This window comes from Pararhizobium sp. (genome assembly GCF_035497515.1).
GTDB lineage: Bacteria > Pseudomonadota > Alphaproteobacteria > Rhizobiales > Rhizobiaceae > Pararhizobium.
In genome coordinates this window covers 1-15,861 of the sequence record NZ_DATJDJ010000189.1, presented here as the reverse complement: position 1 = coordinate 15,861, position 15,861 = coordinate 1, and the positions used below count along the sequence as shown (strand labels likewise).

Here is a 15,861-nt window from a genome sequence, read left to right as displayed (position 1 = left end):
GAGGATTTCGTATAGCCGCGATAATTCAGCGTCGCGGGCAGGGCGCCGTGATCCATGCCGAAATCGAAGACGAAACGGTCGATCTCATCCGTGGTGACGCCCGGTTGCACCCGGCTTGCCAGTTCATCGAGGCAGCGTCAGCGCCCTACAAGAATACAGGCGTCATCCGTCTCTATACGCCGGAAGATTTCGCCGGGATCAAGCGCGCTTGCCAGGTCACTGCCCTGTGCCTCGACGAACTTGCAAGCCGCGTCAAGCCGGGTGTGACCACCGACGAGATCGACCGTTTCGTCTTCGATTTCGGCATGGACCATGGCGCCCTGCCCGCGACCCTCAACTATCGCGGCTATATGAAATCCTCCTGCACCTCGATCAATCATGTCGTCTGCCATGGCATCCCGAACGACAAGCCGCTGCGCGAAGGCGATATCGTCAATATCGACGTCACCTATATCATCGACGGCTGGCACGGCGATTCCAGCCGAATGTATCCGGTCGGAGAAATCAAGCGCGCCGCCCAGCGCCTGCTGGAAGTCACCCACGAATGCCTGATGCGCGGCATCGCCGCCGTCAAGCCCGGCGCCCGTACCGGCGCGATCGGCGAGGCTATCCAGACCTACGCCGAGGCGGAACGTTGCTCCGTGGTTCGCGATTTCTGCGGCCATGGTGTCGGTCGGCTGTTTCATGACGCACCGAACATCCTGCATTACGGCCGGGCCAATGAAGGCCCGGAAATGCGCGAGGGCATGATCTTCACCATCGAGCCGATGATCAATCTCGGCCGTCCGCATGTGAAGGTTCTGGCGGACGGCTGGACCGCCGTCACCCGCGACCGCTCGCTTTCGGCGCAATATGAACACGCAGTCGGCGTCACCGCCACCGGCTGCGAGATTTTCACCCTGTCACCGGGCGGCCTCGACCGTCCGGGGCTGCCGGCATAAGGTTTTCAATGACAAAGCCTCCTTCCTCTTCCGACGGCGATCTTTCGCACCCGGCTGACGAAAGGGGCTTTTTCGCCGAACAGCAACCCAAGCGTTCCGGCCTCGGTATTGCTGCGGTCCAGCAGGACGACGCGCATTATCACGGCCATCGCGACCGGCTGCGGACGCGCTACCGGGACCACGGCGATACCGCGCTCGCCGATTATGAAATCCTCGAACTGCTGCTCTTCCGCCTCATTCCCCGTCGCGACACCAAGCCCATCGCCAAAGCACTGATCGAGCGCTTCGGGACGCTGGCCGGTGTCTTCGGCGCGTCACCTGCCCTGTTGCAGGAGGTCAAAGGCATCGGCGAGGCCGTGGCCTTCGATCTGAAGCTGATCTCCACCGTCGCGCATCGTACCCTGAAGAGCGGTCTCAGGGGCAAGCAGGTTCTGGCCTCCTGGTCTTCGGTGATCGATTATTGCCACGCTGCCATGGCGCATGAAGCGATCGAGCAATTTCGGATCCTGTTCCTCGACAAACGCAATGCGTTGATTGCCGACGAGGTGCAGCAGACGGGCACAGTCGATCACACGCCGGTCTATCCGCGCGAGGTCGTCAAGCGAGCGCTGGAACTGTCGGCCACCGCGCTGATCCTGATCCACAACCATCCCTCCGGCGACCCGACACCCTCGCGCGCGGATATCGAAATGACCAAGATGATCGTCGATACGGCCAAGCCGCTGGGGATCACCGTCCACGACCACATCATCATCGGCAAGGACGGTCATGCCAGCCTCAAGGGATTGAGGCTTATCTGAGCGCGTCTCGCTTCAAAGCCACTTCGCCCGGCGGAACATGCGGTAAAGCATGCTGCAGACGAAGAAGATCAGGGCAAGAACGACGAAATAGCCATATTTGAATTTCAACTCCGGCATGTCGTCAAAGTTCATCCCGTAGATACCAGCAATCGCCGTCGGCACGGCCAGGATCGCGGCCCAGGATGCCAGTTTTCGCGAAATCTCCGTCTGCTCGGACTGGCCGATCATCAGGCTGGCCTCGAAGGTGAAGGCAAGCACTTCGCGCAACGTGTCGATATCTTCCTGGACGCGGCGCACATGATCCGTCACGTCACGGAACAAGGCATGCATCGTCGCATCCATCCCGGGAAGCTCGAGATTTTCGTGCCTGCGGCAGACGTCCACCAGTGGCACGACGGCATTGCGCAGGCGCAGCAGGCTGCGACGCAGGAAATAGAGCCGCTCGATGTCCTTCTTGTCGAGTCGGTCCCTGAGGACGCGCTCCTCCAGTTCCTCGACCTCGGCGTGGATGCCCTCGATGACGGGCATGTAGTTGTCGACGATGAAATCGAGAATGGAGTAGAGGATATAGTTCTCGCCGTGCGCCAGGGCTGCCGGCGAGGCTTCGCAGCGCTGGCGCACGAGATTGTAGGACGTCGAGACGCCGTGACGGACAGAGACGACATAGCCGCGACCGACGAAAAGATGGGTTTCGCCGAAGACGATTTCCTCCCCGCCCATATGCGCCGTGCGGGCGACGACGAAGATCGAATCGCCATAGATTTCCAGCTTCGGCCGTTGATGGGCGTGGTTGGCGTCCTCGATCGCCAGTTCCGGCAGATTGAACTCGGCCTGCACCTCGCGCAGAAGCGCTTCATCCGGTTCGTGCAGGCCGATCCAGACGACCGCCTTGTCGCGGCCGCGCCATTCATGCGCCTGCCCGATCTCGATATCATGCGTACGTTGGCCGTGCTCATAGACGGCAGCCGCGACAACACCGGGACGGCTGTTCGGTTTTCCCTTCACCGCACCAACATTGCCTTCCGGAGGAGTGGAGGTTTCGTTTCCAGTCCTGTTACCTGTCTCCAGCAAAGCCATCGTCAACCTCCCGAATGCAGAGCCGATGCTTCTGCGCCGATCGCGTCATCAAAATGCGCGCACGGACGCCCGAAATCCAATCATTTCACACTACTCATAATCGCTTTTCGTGAAATACGCATCTCTTGGCGCGCCAACGGTTTATCGGGCTTTATGAAACTGTAAGATTGGCGTTATAGAGGCTTGCAAGCGACATTTCCCGCAACGCACAATGATTCTCCCTCCAGCATCGGAAGCGCGTCATGAACCAGTATGATCTCGTGGTTGTCGGCAGTGGTCCTGCAGGGCGAAGAGCCGCCATCCAAGGTGCCAAACTGGGCAAGAAGGTCCTTGTCATCGAGCAGGGAAAACGGGTCGGCGGCGTTTCGGTTCATACGGGTACCATCCCCTCCAAGACCCTGCGCGAGACCGCCCTCAACCTGACCGGCTGGCGAGAGCGTGGCTTCTATGGCCGGGCCTACCGCGTCAAGGAGGAGATCAGCGCCGAGGACCTGCGCCGCCGTCTGCTGATCACGCTCGATCATGAGGTCGAAGTGCTGGAGCACCAGTTCGCACGCAACCGGGTGCAGCATATTCGCGGCAAGGCGAGCTTCATCGATCCGCAGACGCTGCAGGTCGTCAAGGACGATGGCGAGATCATCCAGGTCGGCGCCGTCAGCATTCTTCTCGCCGTCGGCACAAAACCCTTTCGGCCGGATTACATCCCCTTCGATGGCAAGACGGTGCTGGATAGCGACGAGCTTCTCGAAATCGGGGATCTGCCACGTTCGATGGCGGTTATCGGCGCCGGCGTCATCGGCATCGAATATGCGACGATCTTCAGCGCGCTCGATACCCAGGTCACGGTCATCGACCCGAAGGCAACCATGCTCGACTTCATCGACAAGGAGATCGTCGAGGATTTCACCTATCAGCTACGCGATCGCAACATGAAGCTGCACCTCGGGCAGAAGGCCGAGAAGGTGGAACGCACGCCCGACGGCAAGTGCGCGATCACGCTCGACAGCGGCCGGGTCATCCATTGCGAAATGGTGCTGTTTGCCGCTGGCCGGATGGGCGCAACCGATACGCTGAACCTTGCCGCGGCAGGCCTTCAAGCCGACAGCCGCGGTCGCCTCAGCGTCAACCCGGAGACATTTCAGACAACCGTCCCGAACATCTATGCGGCCGGGGACGTCGTCGGCTTCCCAAGCCTTGCCTCGACCTCGATGGAACAGGGCCGTATCGCCGCCCGCGTCGCCGTCGGCGTCATCGCCAAGGAGCCGCCCAAATATTTCCCCTACGGCATCTACGCCGTTCCGGAAATCTCCACTTGCGGCCTGACAGAAGAAGAGGTCAAGGAGCGCGGCATTCCCTATGAATGCGGCATTGCCCGTTTTCGCGAGACATCGCGCGGTCACATCATGGGGCTGGATTCCGGGCTTCTGAAGATGATCTTCTCGCTGAAGACCCGCCGCCTGCTCGGCGTCCATATCGTCGGTGAAGGCGCGACCGAACTTGTCCATATCGGCCAGGCCGTGCTCAACCTGAAGGGAACCGTCGAGTATTTCGTCGAGAACACCTTCAACTATCCGACGCTCGCCGAGGCCTACAAGATTGCCGGTCTCGATGCCGGAAACCGCATGGGCGAAGTCCAGGCCAAGGCATAGCCACGTCAAGCGCCGTATATCCCGTGTCTGGGAAGTGCTTACCGTCCAGATGTATTCTTCTCGAACAAACAGATCATGATGCGTCCCGGGAAAAGACGGGTTTTGCCGGCCTTTTCTCGTCCCGTTTACCGATCCGCATGAAAGAGAAGACCGCAAAATCCTTGAGAACCATCAGTTCCCGCGCAGCCGTTTCAGATTCTTGCGGGCATCGTCGGCAAGCGGATGATCCGGATGGCGCGCGATGAAAAGTTCGAAGGCCTCGATCGTACCGCGTGCCTTCAGTCCAGCATATTCGGAGGCCACGGCTTTCTCGGGATCCGGCGGCGTATCCATCATTTCCAAGCCCTTTCCTGTTTGATTCGCGAATGCCGAAGGCGCAGCACACAGGTATGCCGTCGTGAGCACGATTGTGATCGTCATCACTCTTTGAGCCCGTTTGTTCATGGCTCCTCGATCCCTTTCGACGATACCGCGAAAGGGGTTTCAACCCTTGCGGCAGGCACGATTTTCGGCCTTTCCACCATATCACGAAGCGCTTTGGACCGATACAGGAGGCATATTAGCCTTGTCGGTTTAGGTAATTTAGCGTAGACTAAATACAAGTGGCAGCGGGCTCGAATGAGCGGAACCAACCGTAAATCGTGAAAATCATCTCCCGTTCTACCCGATATTTAAGTTGATCTTTCGGGGTTGCGTTTTGTCTTTGGCAGAGCCTTGGAGGTAGCTCCACGGGACATCGCCTGTAACCCCAGTAATATTTTGCAAGAAAACGACCGCCCGCCCCAGTCTGGGCAATGCGGCCATCAAGATGCGGTTTTGACAGTGAATGTCCGACGATCGTGTGAGCGATCGCCGGTGAGGGCATTTGTGCGCATTGCAGTGCAGTTTCGTAACTTAACCTCAAAATCACCGAGCGTGTTGCGCTGCCCGCATTCCGGGTCGTGCGACCAGGAGGCATTCATGACTACCAGGGTAAAAAACAGTTCACTCACGGATTCCACGGCGTTGGACCCCGGCCGCTCCACCGGCTATTCCGGCCTAGACCGGGCGGCGAGCCTGGCTGGGCTTGCGACTGGCAATACAGCCTTGGCCGGCGCGGCGGACATATGGGCACCCGCGAAATCCGTCGTCCTGCCGCTGCTTTCGTCGACTGATGCGATTTTCGCTCCCGAGACGACCGCCAAGGACAGCGGATCCGGCGACGTTCCAGAGGAGAACGGCGACGCGTCCGTGACCGTTGCGGTCGCCGCAACCGGCAACGCACTGATCGACGGCGTGCTCAGCGGCGTGCGCTGGAACGAAACCTTTATCACCTACAGCGACACCGATTCCTCGGCCGACTATCAAGCCGGGTACACGTCGGACCAGAACGGGAACGGTATCAGCGCGCAGAATGAGGCCTTTTCGCAGTTTACTGCGGCGCAAATGGTTGCTTTCCATGCGGCGTTGAATCAGGCTGTTTACACCCAACTCGGCGGCGCAGGCGGCTTTTCGGTCGAAGGCTTCACCAATCTTTCCATCGACTATAACGGCGCGGGCACCAGCAACTCGACCATTCGCGCCGCCAATTCCGGTGACGCCGGAACCGCCTATGCGTTTTATCCAAGCAACGCGGTTACCGGCGGCGACACGTTCTTCGGTAACACCTATGACGGCACCAGCAACAGCCTGAAGAATCCTGTGGCCGGAAATTACGCCTGGCACACGATGATCCATGAACTCGGCCACTCGCTCGGATTGAAGCACGGCCACGAAACCGGCGGCCCCGGCAATACGGCGGTCCCCGCGGCCTATAATTCGATCGAATTCACGGTCATGACCTATTCGAGCTACATCGGCGACAACACCGGTGGCTATGACTACGAACAATGGGGCGCGCCACAGACCTATATGATGATCGACATCCTCGCCCTTCAGACGATGTATGGAGCGGATTTCACCGTCAATAGCGGCAATACTGTCTATACGTGGGATCCAACCAACGGAAATTCCTACGTCGCCGGCGCGCTGGCCATCGACCCAGGCGGCAACCGCATCTTTTCAACCATTTGGGACGGAGATGGCGTCGATACCTATGATCTGTCGAACTACACGACCAACCTTCGGCTCGACCTTCGCCCGGGTGAAAGCTCGACCTTTTCGTCGACGCAGCTCGCCTATCTCGGCGGCGGCCCGAACGGCGGATATGCCCGAGGCAACGTATTCAACGCCTTCCAGTTCAACGGCGATTCCCGGTCGTTGATCGAGAACGCCAACGGCGGCACCGGCAATGACAGCATCACCGGCAACAATGCCGACAATGTCCTGACCGGCAATGGTGGCAACGATTCGATGGACGGCCTGTCGGGCAATGACACGCTCAATGGCAACAGCGGCAACGACACGCTGCTCGGGGGGCTAGGTATCGATACGGTCAACGGCGGAGATGGCGACGACTGGATCGAGGGTGGCTTCTCGACGGACACTGTCGATGGCGGAAATGGAAATGATACGTTCTATGTCCGCGAAGGTGAGTTCGGCGACAACACCGACGGAGGCACTGGCACCGATGTGCTCGATGTCAGCAACTTCACGACGAGAGGAGCCATCGTCAATCTCGGCGCCAACACCTATGATTTCTCCCCAACCTTCGGCGGTCCATATTCGATCATCAACGTCGAAAACGTGCGCGGCACGCAACTGGCCGACACCATTGCAGGCAACGCACTCGCCAATGTCCTTGTCGGCAATAGCGGGGATGACTCCATCAGCGGCGGAGCGGGCAACGACACGCTCGATGGCGGAAATGGCAACGACACCCTCCAGGGGGGCGATGGCGACGATACGATGACGGCGGGATCCGGCGTGGATCTCGTTTACGGAAACAGCGGCAACGACAGGTTCTTCATTGTCGCGGGCTGGAACGGCGGCGTCGGCGAGGCGTTCTTCGGTGGTGCGGGTTACGATACATTCGATACTTCGACCGTGATCTTCTCGGGGTTCGATGCATATATCAATCTTCAGGATGGCGAATTCTACGATATCGACTTCCCTAGCTCCGGCCCGATTTCGCTGGCAAGCGTCGAGAAGGCCATCACCGGCGATGGGAATGACGTCCTCATTGGTTCCGCCGAAGCCAATGCGCTGCTTGCCGGAGCAGGCAACGACAATATTTCCGGCCTTGCCGGAAACGACACCCTTGGCGGCGGTGACGGCGACGATCGCCTCGACGGCGGTGCCGGTGCCGACTATCTGAGCGGCGGTACCGGGTCTGATACAGCCGATTACTCCAGTTCGTCAGTTGGGCTGGGTGTCAGCCTGTTCAATCCGGCATTGAATACCGGAGATGCTGCGGGAGACACCTATAACTCGATTGAGAACCTCTTCGGGTCCGATTTCAATGATGGCCTCAACGGCAATCTGGGCATCAATACGATCAGGGGCCGCGACGGTAACGATACGCTCAAGGGCTACACGGGAAATGACTCGCTCTATGGCGATGGCGGCAATGACACGCTGATCGGCGGCGAAGGCGCAGACAACCTGCTCGGTGGTGCTGGCTCCGACACGGCATCCTACAGGGACGCCACGGCCGCCGTCATTGCCAGCCTGGCCAATTCCGCCATCAATACGGGAGAGGCTCTGGGCGACGTCTATACCTCGATCGAAAACATCGTCGGCTCCGATTTCAACGATCTGGTGTATGGCAACGCAAATGCCAACAGTGTGAGCGGTGGTAGCGGAAACGACATTCTCAAAGGGTATGCCGGAAATGACACGCTGAGTGGCGGTTCCGGCAATGACCAGTTCAACTTCAATACCGCGCTCAATGCCGCAACGAACATGGACATCATTACCGACTTCAACGTGGCGGCTGACACGATCCTGCTCGACAATGCGGTCTTTGTCGCGGCCGGTGCGCTTGGCACGCTGGCTGCAGCGGCGTTCAAGGCCAATACGACCGGCCTTGCCACCGATGCCAGCGACCGGATCATCTATGAAACGGATACCGGCGAGCTGTTCTACGATGCCGACGGCAATGGCGGCGGTGCGAGCATTCAATTCGCCAAGCTGGCCGCCAGCCTGGCATTGACGAACGCGGACTTTGTCATTGTCTGATGTCGCGGAGCAGACACTCCATCGCGGCGCAGGCCGCGGTGGAGCCGATGTCTGCGTAAAGCAAAAAGGCCGCTCACGGAGAGCGGCCTTTTCCATTTCACACCAGTGAACGTGTCTTATTCGGCGCTGTCGTCAGCGGCCTTTTTCTTGGCCGGAGCCTTCTTCTTCGGTGCGGCGGCTTCTTCGCCTTCCGCGGCCTCAGCCTTGGCGGCCTTCTTCTTCGGAGCGGCCTTCTTGATGTCCGACGCGTCGTCCTCGTCGTCAGCCATCAGCTCTTCCTTGCTGACGGTCTTGTCGGTGACCTTCACTTCGGACAGCAGGTGATCGACGACCTTTTCTTCGAAGATCGGCGCGCGCAGCGAAGCGGCGGCACCCGGGGTCTTCTGGAAATAGTCGATGATCTGCTTTTCCTGGCCGGGGAACTGGCGCAGCTGGGCAAAAAGCGACTGCTGCATTTCTTCGTCGCTCACGGTGACACCGGCCTTTTCGCCGATTTCCGAGAGAACGAGGCCGAGGCGAACGCGGCGTTCCGCCAGCTTGCGGTATTCGCCGCGGGCGTCTTCTTCCGTCGTGTCTTCGTCGGCGAAGGTCTTGCCGGCCTGTTCGAGGTCAGTGTTGATCTGGCGCCAGATATTGTCGAATTCGGCGTCGACGAGGCGTGAAGGCGTGTCGAACTGGTAGAGTTCGTCGAGCTGGTCGAGGATCTGACGCTTGACCTTCTGGCGGGTCATCGAGCCGTACTGGCTTTCGATCTGGCCGCGAACGACTTCCTTCAGCTTGTCGGCCGATTCGAGGCCAAGCTTGGTGGCGAGGTCGTCGTTGATTTCGACTTCGGCGGCAGCGGCAACATCCTTGACGTTGATGTCGAAGGTGGCTTCCTTGCCGGCGAGGTTCGCAGCCGGATATTCAGCCGGGAACGTCACGGTGATGACCTTCTCGTCGCCTGCCTTCAGGCCGACCAGCTGCTCTTCGAAGCCCGGGATGAAACGGTTGGAGCCGAGAACCAGCTCAGCGTCTTCGTCCTTGCCGCCGTCGAAAGCTTCGCCATCGACCTTGCCGAGATAATCGATGGTGACGCGGTCGCCATTGGCGGCCTTGCCCTTCTTGGTTTCGTAGGTGCGGGCGTTTTCAGCGATCTTGAGGATCTGCTCTTTGACTTCGGCTTCGTCGATATCGACGACTTCGCGCGTCACCTTGATGCCGCTGACGTCCTTGAGCTCGATCGCCGGGATGACTTCGTATGCCAGCGTGAATTCGAAATCGGCTTCAGCGTTGAGGATCTTGTCCGCTTCGGCTTCGTTCTCGGTCATCGCGATTTCCGGCTGGGTCGCCGACTTTTCGCCGCGCTCCGACAGGATTTCGGTCGGCTTTTCGCGAACCAGCTCGTTGACGAGTTCGGCCATGATCGACTTGCCGTACATCTTCTTGAGATGCGCGAAAGGCACCTTGCCCGGACGGAAACCGTTGATCTTGACCTTGCCCTTGGCATCTTCAAGACGCTCGTTCATCCGAGCTTCCATGTCCTTGGCCGGAATGACGACCTTGAGTTCGCGCTTCAGCCCTTCAGCGAGCGTTTCGATAACCTGCATATTCAAACCTTCACTTCACGTTGACAGGGCTCTGTCGCTGTTCTTCTTCACGAGCAGTTGAGCCGATCCATTTGCCGGGAGTGGCTTTACGCAAATCGGTCACCGTTTTGCAAGCAAAATGGCGCCGTCATTCCGGTCGACTCAAAGGGCCAGCCCTGAGCGTCGCTTCATTCTGGTGCGGGTAGAGAGACTTGAACTCCCACGCCTTGCGGCACCAGAACCTAAATCTGGCGTGTCTACCAATTTCACCATACCCGCGTTCAGAAAACCGCAGCGCCTGATCGCTTCGACACAGGACAGCCACGGCGAAAGCCAGAAACCAGCCTGCACCGGGTTCAGGGCGTTCCCGAGCGCGGCGTCTCTATATCACCCGTTTGCAATGGATCAAAGGAAAAATACAGCAATCTGCCGGTTCTTCTTACTTCCAGGGAGCGCTGGGTGACGATCAGTAAAGCGGCTCCTCATAAAGCGGCTTTCCGTCGATCGCAATCGAACGGATCTGCATCCGGCCGCCGCCATCGACACTCGCCGTCACCGACAGCGCGGAAGCATTGCGTGCTTCCTCAAGCACCAGTCCGTCGCCTTCCGGCACATAATAACGCTCTATGCCATACTCGACATTGACCGACGACGGCGAACCGTCGGCCGTCGGGTAGAAATAGAACGGCGAGCTGCGCGCAATGACCGTTCCCTCTTTCGGCGCCAGCGTTCCGAAAGACGCCTCGGAAATCGTCCAGAAGCCATCGGGCTGCTTTTCCAGGCGCACGGATACCTGCGCATCCGTCGCCTCTGTCGGCAAACCGCCGGTGACCTTGTCAGCGGAAATGTTTGAAATGTCATAGGACAAGACGACATAGTCGCCGCGCAACAGATCGCGCGGATCGACGGGCACGGTCTTCAGCACGACATCGACGCCATTGCGCAGGATGGAGGCCCGGCTTTCTATCATATAGCCGAGGAACGCCGTCTGCAGCAGCGCGACGAGAATGGCGGCGAACAGGGGCCGGATCAACGGGGTGTTGCTCATGTCACGCTCCTTCCACGGCCGGTTTCGCAGACAGTCGTTTTTCCAGCCGGATGACCATCCAGGCGATCAATCCGACAACGACACCGGAGATCAGGAAGAAGCCGGATGTACCGAGGATGCTGCCCAGCGTCTCCGAGGCGAGATAAAGCGTCTCGGCGGAAAAGACGGCATAGCCGAGGAAGCGCACCGCGCCATTCAACCGGCCGGCGATGGCGACACCACCGAGCGCGACGGCAAGCGTCGTCGCACCGAGCGCAATCTCCCCGCCCCGCCCGTCGATTTCCGTGTGCAAGGCGGCAAGCCCCAGGACGGCCAGGAGGAAGCTGTAGAAGGCCGGGCCGGCGCCGGCATCACGAGCGAAACGATAGACCGGAGACACCGGTAGGCTGACGGCAAGAAAGGCCAAAAGGCCAAGGCCGAACAATAGTCCGGCAAGCCACATTTCGCTGATCTCAATATAAAGCCAGCCGAGCCACGCCAAGGCAAGCAGATAGGCGAGGTGGCGGGCTATGCCGGCACTGGTATAACGAACCAGCCCTATAACGATGACGACCAGCACCGGCACCAGATAAATCAGGCCATTGCCTTCGAAGCTGGCGTCATTGTCCAGGACGAGCTGCGCAAAAACCGCCCATGCCAGAAAGCCGGACAGGACGGAGATCGCCGCCGAACGGAAGGTTATAGCTGCGATGCAGGCAGCGGCAAACCAGACCAGCAAGGCGTCGGCCGCATCGCCCGAGAGATGGTACATCTGCCCGATGAGCGCAATGGCGCCACCGAAGGTCATGGTTGCCATGACGAGAAGTGCGGCCCCCAGTCCACGGAAGCCCCGGGAAATGCAGGCGGCGGCAGAGAGATAGAAGACCCAGATCAGGCCGATGATACCGCAGACGCGGACCAGCCGTGGGATCGCATCCCAGTTGGCGGCGACGAGAAGCAGGATGGCCGCCGACAGAAGCACGGCCGCCATGACCATCAACACCCTGCCCGCGCTGAACACGGTTTCACGCGCGTCGTATTCCGCCAGCATCGCCCTGGCGGCGTCCGGCTGGAGCAATCCTTTGGCGATCCAGCTGTTGAAGTCTCTTTCGATCCGCCCCCGGTACATCGAATACTCTCCTTGCATGCGCGTGATGTGCAACACATATCATAGGCGCCGGCAATTCCTACAGCGCCGCGCGTCAAATCTGACGCGCACAGGTCGCTGTAATACTTTAAATATGCTGCATAATTTTATCCTTAAATCGATTCTGATTTAAGGAATTCTGCAGTAGCCGAAGCATGCCGGCCCAGGCGAGCGAACCCCTCCCTCGAACGGGTAAACATTCTTAACGGAATATGAAGACTTTCGTGCGAATCTGTAAGCGACGAATAAAGGTGGATTGGCGGGCAGCGCTTATGCAAAATCCGCATACCATCCATGATGATATTGCACTGCACAAAATGACGCCGCCGACATATATTCGAAATCAAGAAGACGGGACGAGATCAGCGAAAGCGATCGGAGCCGTCAGCGGCAAGACCAGCCGCTTCCGCTCAAGAAGCGGAAAAGGTCAGCGAGCCGAAAGGGTCGCATCATAGAATTCGGAGCGGCGCACTCCTCCTCCCAGCGCTGCTTCGATCCGACGGGCAACACTCCTCCTCCCGGTTGCCTGTCCCTTAAAATGACGCCCGCTGGATCTCCTCCCCCAGCGGGCGTTATTCGTTTCTACCGATCCCCGTAAAACTTTCCATTTCAGTGTGTTGCCAGATACGTCAGCGTGACCTGCCGCGATCGTCCGGCCGTTCTCACACTCAAAACCGGCCAGCCATGCGCGCGTGACATGGGTGCCATTCCGCATTGGCTCTACCCAATTTCCGCGCGCGGATTTATCTAAGGACAAGTTCGAGGCAGCGCTCTCCTCCTCCCAACGCGCCTCGACGGGATCGATGACACTCCTCCTCCCAAGTTGTCGATCAGAACAAGCAACGCCCGTCGGATCCTCCCCCTACGGGCGTTGTTTTTTGTCCGGATATACCTCCTTGGTGAATGTACTGTTTCGCGAGGCGGGTCTCCTCCCGCACACAATTTGGTCAAAACAAGACCACGTTCGGGCAGAGGTTTGCATCAAGCGCATGGGTGCGATGCAGCATTGTCTCTGTAATTTCAGGGCTTGGCGGCGTATATCCCAACCATCAGATGAGGGCCAGCAAACGGTGCTGGCAAACCTAGAAGGGACCAGCATCATGAACATCACTCGCTCGTTCAACAATTGGCGCAAGTATCGTCAGACCTGCAACGAACTCGGCCGCATGAGCGACCGCGAACTGAACGACCTCGGCATCGGCCGTGGTGATATCCAGTACGTTGCCCGCCAGGCAGTCAAATAATTCTCGCAGCGGCCGGATTTTCCGGCCCGATGCACAACTGCCAAACGCCCTCCGGTTCATTCCGGCGGGCGTTTTTTTTAACTAAATCCCGGACGCCCAGGCGCTACTTTAACGAGCGTATGGAACAATATGGACTGCGTTCCGCAATGCAACATTCCGGGTCGATTATTTGCGTTGCAAATTCCCTTTGAAACTCAAGGGCTTCCATAATGGCACGTGCGGCCTCGACCGCCGCGCTCGCCCTCGTGAAATTCTTCAGAGAAAGAGTTAGTTAACAAAATACCGCCTCCCCGTCGCTGCGTTTACGCCTGGCGTCTTTTTCATCGCAAGTCTCGGATGCTCATCGAAACAGCATCGCAATGCACAAATGCATAGCAGATGCATCTTCTTTGCACTCCATCTTTTCCCGCATGAGGCGTATAGACATCTCAACGAAGCAGGCAAATCACTGCACTGCTCATTTGTTTCCCGAGGAAAAGATCATGAACCCGATTCGTATCGCAAAAAGCTGGATCAACTATCGTCGTACCGTTGCTGAACTGGGCAACCTGTCCAACCACGCCCTGAGCGACATCGGCATCACCCGCTTCGACATCCGCAACATTGCTTCGCGTTCCTTCCGTTAATCGGAGCCGGCCGTTGACCGGACCGGGAATGTCAAGGAACTAAAAACGGCACCACAGGGTGCCGTTTTTGATTCCGGGGCTTGCCTTGCGCAGATATGGCCGGCGGAAGCGGTTTCTTTCCGGCCTGCCTTGCTTTAAGAACGGCGCATGACAGATACATCTTCCTTCTCCCCCATTCACGTCATTGGTGGCGGCCTCGCCGGCTCCGAAGCCGCCTGGCAGATTGCCACGGCCGGTATTCCGGTTATCCTGCATGAAATGCGCGGCGTGCGTGGCACGGATGCCCACAAGACCGATGGCCTTGCCGAACTGGTCTGCTCCAATTCCTTCCGCTCCGACGATGCGACCAGCAATGCCGTCGGCGTGCTGCATGCCGAGATGCGGCTTGCCGGCTCGCTGATCATGTCCTGCGCCGACAAGAACCAGGTCCCGGCCGGCGGCGCGCTTGCCGTCGATCGCGATGGCTTCTCCGATGCCGTTACCGCGGCGATCGATAGCCATCCGCTGATCACCGTCGTGCGCGAGGAAGTGTCCGGTCTGCCGCCCAAAGATTGGGATCTGGCCATCATCGCCACCGGCCCCTTGACCGCGCCCTCCTTGGCAACGGCCATCCAGGCTGAAACCGGTGCCGACGCGCTGGCCTTCTTCGATGCCATCGCGCCGATCATCCACACCGAGAGTATCGACATGGATGTCTGCTGGTTCCAGTCGCGCTACGACAAGGTCGGTCCCGGCGGAACGGGCAAGGATTATATCAACTGCCCGATGGACGAGGCGCAGTACAATGCCTTCGTCGATGCCCTGATCGCCGGCGACAAGACAGGCTTCAAGGAATGGGAGGGCACGCCCTATTTCGATGGCTGCCTGCCAATCGAGGTCATGGCCGAGCGAGGGCGCGAGACGCTGCGCCACGGCCCGATGAAGCCGATGGGCCTGACCAACGCCCATAATCCCACCGTCAAGGCCTATGCGGTGGTGCAATTGCGCCAGGACAACGCGCTCGGCACGCTGTACAACATGGTCGGTTTCCAGACGAAGCTCAAATATGGCGCGCAGGCCGAGGTCATCCGAATGATCCCGGGGCTGCAAAACGCCGAATTTGCCCGGCTTGGCGGTCTGCACCGCAACACCTACATCAATTCGCCTGTGCTTCTCGACGGCTCGCTCACTCTGAAATCCCGGCCCGGACTGCGCTTCGCAGGCCAGATCACCGGTTGCGAAGGCTATGTCGAAAGTGCCAGCATCGGCCTGCTCGCCGGACGATTCGCCGCTGCCGAGCGCAAAGGTGAGGCCTTGCCGTTGCCACCGGCGACGACGGCGTTCGGCTCCCTGCTCAACCACATCACCGGCGGCCATATCGTCTCGGACGACGAGCCGGGCAAGCGCTCCTTCCAGCCGATGAACATCAATTTCGGCCTGTTTCCGCTTTTGGAGCCGGGCGCGATCGTGAAGCCGGACGGTGTGAAACGCTTCCGCGGCAAGGACAAGACCGTGATGAAGAAGCAACTCGTCGCCGCCCGCGCGCTCGATGACTGCGCAGCATGGCTACAGCATAATTCTTGAATCGGACTCGATTTAAGAGACAATTCTGCAGAACATTTAAAGCGTTACAGCGACCTTTGCGCGTCATGTTTCACGCGCGGCGCTGTAGAGGCCGTCCGATAAGCCTTCAAGTCGCCGGAAC

Annotated in this window: 12 protein-coding genes and 1 tRNA gene; 7 read left to right on the top strand and 6 right to left on the bottom strand. The window is 59.1% G+C overall.

Going from position 1 to position 15,861, the window contains the following annotated elements:
• Positions 1-104: 104 nt before the first annotated feature.
• On the top strand, positions 105-941 hold the full coding sequence (map, locus tag VL202_RS20215) for a type I methionyl aminopeptidase (protein ID WP_325465874.1): 837 nt from the start codon (positions 105-107) through the stop codon (positions 939-941).
• A gap of 8 nt (positions 942-949) precedes the next feature.
• Positions 950-1,741, top strand: coding sequence for a RadC family protein (gene radC, locus VL202_RS20210; RefSeq protein WP_325465873.1), 792 nt, complete (start codon positions 950-952; stop codon positions 1,739-1,741).
• Positions 1,742-1,753: 12 nt separating this feature from the next.
• Here radC and VL202_RS20205 read toward each other — a convergent pair whose 3' ends face one another.
• Entirely contained in the window at positions 1,754-2,818 is a 1,065-nt protein-coding gene (locus VL202_RS20205; RefSeq protein ID WP_325465872.1) for a magnesium and cobalt transport protein CorA, read from the bottom strand.
• Between the two features lie 242 nt (positions 2,819-3,060).
• Here VL202_RS20205 and sthA point away from each other — a divergent pair, with 242 nt between their 5' ends.
• Positions 3,061-4,467: a Si-specific NAD(P)(+) transhydrogenase gene (sthA, locus tag VL202_RS20200; protein WP_325465871.1), complete on the top strand. Its 1,407-nt coding sequence runs from the start codon at positions 3,061-3,063 to the stop codon at positions 4,465-4,467.
• A gap of 171 nt (positions 4,468-4,638) precedes the next feature.
• Here the strand turns inward: sthA and VL202_RS20195 are convergent, their stop codons facing one another.
• Positions 4,639-4,887, bottom strand: a complete 249-nt coding sequence (locus tag VL202_RS20195) for a hypothetical protein (RefSeq protein ID WP_325465870.1) — start codon at positions 4,885-4,887, stop codon at positions 4,639-4,641.
• A 540-nt stretch (positions 4,888-5,427) separates the two neighbouring features.
• Between VL202_RS20195 and VL202_RS20190 the strand changes: the two genes are divergently transcribed.
• Positions 5,428-8,565, top strand: a complete 3,138-nt coding sequence (locus VL202_RS20190) for a M10 family metallopeptidase C-terminal domain-containing protein (protein WP_325465869.1) — start codon at positions 5,428-5,430, stop codon at positions 8,563-8,565.
• 116 nt (positions 8,566-8,681) lie between these two features.
• Here VL202_RS20190 and tig read toward each other — a convergent pair whose 3' ends face one another.
• From tig to VL202_RS20170, 4 genes are all read right to left on the bottom strand, one after another.
• Positions 8,682-10,154, bottom strand: coding sequence for a trigger factor (gene tig, locus VL202_RS20185; protein ID WP_325465868.1), 1,473 nt, complete (start codon positions 10,152-10,154; stop codon positions 8,682-8,684).
• Between the two features lie 173 nt (positions 10,155-10,327).
• A tRNA-Leu gene (locus VL202_RS20180) sits at positions 10,328-10,412 on the bottom strand.
• Between the two features lie 187 nt (positions 10,413-10,599).
• On the bottom strand, positions 10,600-11,181 hold the full coding sequence (locus VL202_RS20175) for a GDYXXLXY domain-containing protein (RefSeq protein WP_325465867.1): 582 nt from the start codon (positions 11,179-11,181) through the stop codon (positions 10,600-10,602).
• 1 nt (position 11,182) lies between these two features.
• Positions 11,183-12,289 carry a DUF2157 domain-containing protein gene (locus tag VL202_RS20170; RefSeq protein ID WP_325465866.1) on the bottom strand — a complete coding sequence of 369 codons (1,107 nt, stop codon included), beginning with the start codon at positions 12,287-12,289 and terminating at the stop codon, positions 11,183-11,185.
• A gap of 1,118 nt (positions 12,290-13,407) precedes the next feature.
• Between VL202_RS20170 and VL202_RS20165 the strand changes: the two genes are divergently transcribed.
• The 3 genes from VL202_RS20165 (at position 13,408) to trmFO (ending at position 15,740) form a co-directional block, all read left to right on the top strand.
• Positions 13,408-13,551: a DUF1127 domain-containing protein gene (locus tag VL202_RS20165; protein WP_325465865.1), complete on the top strand. Its 144-nt coding sequence runs from the start codon at positions 13,408-13,410 to the stop codon at positions 13,549-13,551.
• A 482-nt stretch (positions 13,552-14,033) separates the two neighbouring features.
• Complete coding sequence (locus tag VL202_RS25950; RefSeq protein ID WP_068955543.1) at positions 14,034-14,177, top strand: DUF1127 domain-containing protein; 144 nt, start codon at positions 14,034-14,036, stop codon at positions 14,175-14,177.
• A gap of 147 nt (positions 14,178-14,324) precedes the next feature.
• Complete coding sequence (trmFO, locus tag VL202_RS20155) at positions 14,325-15,740, top strand: methylenetetrahydrofolate--tRNA-(uracil(54)-C(5))-methyltransferase (FADH(2)-oxidizing) TrmFO (RefSeq protein ID WP_325465864.1); 1,416 nt, start codon at positions 14,325-14,327, stop codon at positions 15,738-15,740.
• Positions 15,741-15,861: the final 121 nt, after the last annotated feature.

Bases quoted from the DNA above. Each gene is read 5' to 3' on its own strand.
- sthA (WP_325465871.1), top strand. From the start codon at position 3,061: ATGAACCAGTATGATCTCGTGGTTGTCGGCAGTGGTCCTGCAGGGCGA.
- VL202_RS20205 (WP_325465872.1), bottom strand. From the start codon at position 2,818: ATGGCTTTGCTGGAGACAGGTAACAGGACTGGAAACGAAACCTCCACT.
- trmFO (WP_325465864.1), top strand. From the start codon at position 14,325: ATGACAGATACATCTTCCTTCTCCCCCATTCACGTCATTGGTGGCGGC.
- VL202_RS20165 (WP_325465865.1), top strand. From the start codon at position 13,408: ATGAACATCACTCGCTCGTTCAACAATTGGCGCAAGTATCGTCAGACC.
- VL202_RS25950 (WP_068955543.1), top strand. From the start codon at position 14,034: ATGAACCCGATTCGTATCGCAAAAAGCTGGATCAACTATCGTCGTACC.
- VL202_RS20190 (WP_325465869.1), top strand. From the start codon at position 5,428: ATGACTACCAGGGTAAAAAACAGTTCACTCACGGATTCCACGGCGTTG.
- VL202_RS20195 (WP_325465870.1), bottom strand. From the start codon at position 4,887: ATGACGATCACAATCGTGCTCACGACGGCATACCTGTGTGCTGCGCCT.
- radC (WP_325465873.1), top strand. From the start codon at position 950: ATGACAAAGCCTCCTTCCTCTTCCGACGGCGATCTTTCGCACCCGGCT.
- VL202_RS20170 (WP_325465866.1), bottom strand. From the start codon at position 12,289: ATGTACCGGGGGCGGATCGAAAGAGACTTCAACAGCTGGATCGCCAAA.
- tig (WP_325465868.1), bottom strand. From the start codon at position 10,154: ATGCAGGTTATCGAAACGCTCGCTGAAGGGCTGAAGCGCGAACTCAAG.
- VL202_RS20175 (WP_325465867.1), bottom strand. From the start codon at position 11,181: ATGAGCAACACCCCGTTGATCCGGCCCCTGTTCGCCGCCATTCTCGTC.